The sequence below is a fragment of the Infirmifilum sp. genome, from assembly GCF_049970975.1.
GTDB classification, from domain to species: Archaea; Thermoproteota; Thermoprotei; order Thermofilales; family Thermofilaceae; genus Thermofilum; species Thermofilum uzonense.
In genome coordinates, this window is sequence record NZ_JBMFLX010000210.1 from 1 (window position 1) to 1,567 (window position 1,567).

The following is a 1,567-nucleotide window of genomic DNA, read 5'->3' on the forward strand; positions in this document are numbered from 1 at the left end:
TAACTCCTCGGTTTAATCCTCAGCCATGCTGCTGACAATTCCTTTCCTATTATTCGATGTTGTATGTAAGTCTTAAATCCCTGGCTTCTTAAGATCCCTACTATAGTATTAAGATCTCCATGTACTTCAACAGCTATCTTATGTACATCTTTAATATTAGAATTTTTTAATACGCGGTATTCGGCTCCTTCAATATCCATTTTAATGATTGTTTTACCTCTGGCAAGTTTAATAATGTTATCAAGTGTTATTGCTTTAACCTTTATTCCGTTGCCGTGAAGCCCGGAACTTACGTGGCTTCCTTCACTCCACCAGGAAAGTTTTAGGTTTATGATTTCCTCCGAATCCCATACTGCTCTATTAAATATTTTAACGCTGAGCTCTTTTTTACTAATTAACCAACTTAGTGCTTTAATGTTATCTATGCAAAGCTTTATAGCTAATGGATTAGGTTCTACAGCAATTATTGTAGAGCCCGGAGAAGATTTTATAATAGAGTTTATCGTAAACGAGCAGTGGTGAGCTCCAAGATCAATTATTGTATCAGCCTCTTTAATCTCTTTACTTGTAAAGTATACATTGTTGAAAATATTTTCCTCTATGGAGCCAAAGCCGTCTGTGAACGCGTGAAGAGATAAAGGCCCAATTTTCAACGTAGTGAAGGGATGAAGAATACTCAGTAAACGAATAAATCCTTTCCTTAAGAGATCAAACTGGGTTAACATGCGCTGAATTCTTATGAGTTAATGTAAATGAAATAAAAGTAAATTATGTCTTTGTTAGATCTAAGATTATCTTATTTATCCAGCTTACGTGGTTTGAGATTGTAATTAATAGGTGTCTTCCTCTTTTAAGTATTCTGTGGGCTTCCCTCAGCATGTTGCCTGGGTTTGCTAGATGCTCTATTACCTCAAACGCCGTGACTAGGTCTGCAGATTCTTCGTTTAGCGGTATTTTGCCTGTTGATAGGTCGATTTCATGTGTTATTAAATTCTTCTCCCTAGCCCTTGCCGATGCGTCTTTATCGACGTCTATGCGGTGTACGTTTTTCGCGCCTACCATCCTCGCCGCCTCAGCAGTTATGCTTACATTATTACACCCCAGGTCCACATACACGTTAGCTCTTATGCCATGCCTAATCAACGGTAGTGGAGCCTTTGAAAGTGAAAATTTTTGGCAGTTCATTGTTTTCTATTGGTTATCTTATCTTCTTTCTTCCACGTTATTTCCTTTGTCCAGAGGTTTCTGAGAGCGGCTATTATCAAGTACATCTGCATGACTATCCATGTTCGGTAGGGCTTGTAGGCTAGTAGGGTCAGCCCAAGCGCTGTCAGCGCCCAGCCTGGAGGACCTGTGGCTAGGGCTGTGGCTAGGGCGGCTGGGAGTAGCCAGGGGTTTGCAAGGTGGAGGTAGGCTTCTGCGTATAGCGGGGGCTTGAACTGGGGTGGGGTTTTTAGCCTTAGGGAGGCGGCGAAGTTCTGTATGAGGTGCTGGGCTCTCCTCACTCTCCATCTCCAGTATTGACGGGGGACTAGCTCGACGCAGTGGAGGTCTTCTGGGGCTATGG

2 protein-coding genes and 1 pseudogene are annotated in these 1,567 nt (G+C 42.1%); all 3 read right to left on the reverse strand.

Annotated elements, in window-relative coordinates:
* The coding region (locus ACP5KC_RS10605) for an FkbM family methyltransferase (protein ID WP_428287575.1) at positions 1 to 653 on the reverse strand (653 nt) is incomplete at its 3' end.
* Positions 654 to 768: 115 nt separating this feature from the next.
* Positions 769 to 1,185 carry a class I SAM-dependent methyltransferase gene (locus ACP5KC_RS10610; RefSeq protein ID WP_428287576.1) on the reverse strand — a complete coding sequence of 139 codons (417 nt, stop codon included), beginning with the start codon at positions 1,183 to 1,185 and terminating at the stop codon, positions 769 to 771.
* Positions 1,182 to 1,567 (reverse strand): annotated as a pseudogene (locus tag ACP5KC_RS10615) (glycosyltransferase family 2 protein); the annotation flags it as partial. The gene ACP5KC_RS10610 and the pseudogene ACP5KC_RS10615, both read right to left, overlap by 4 nt.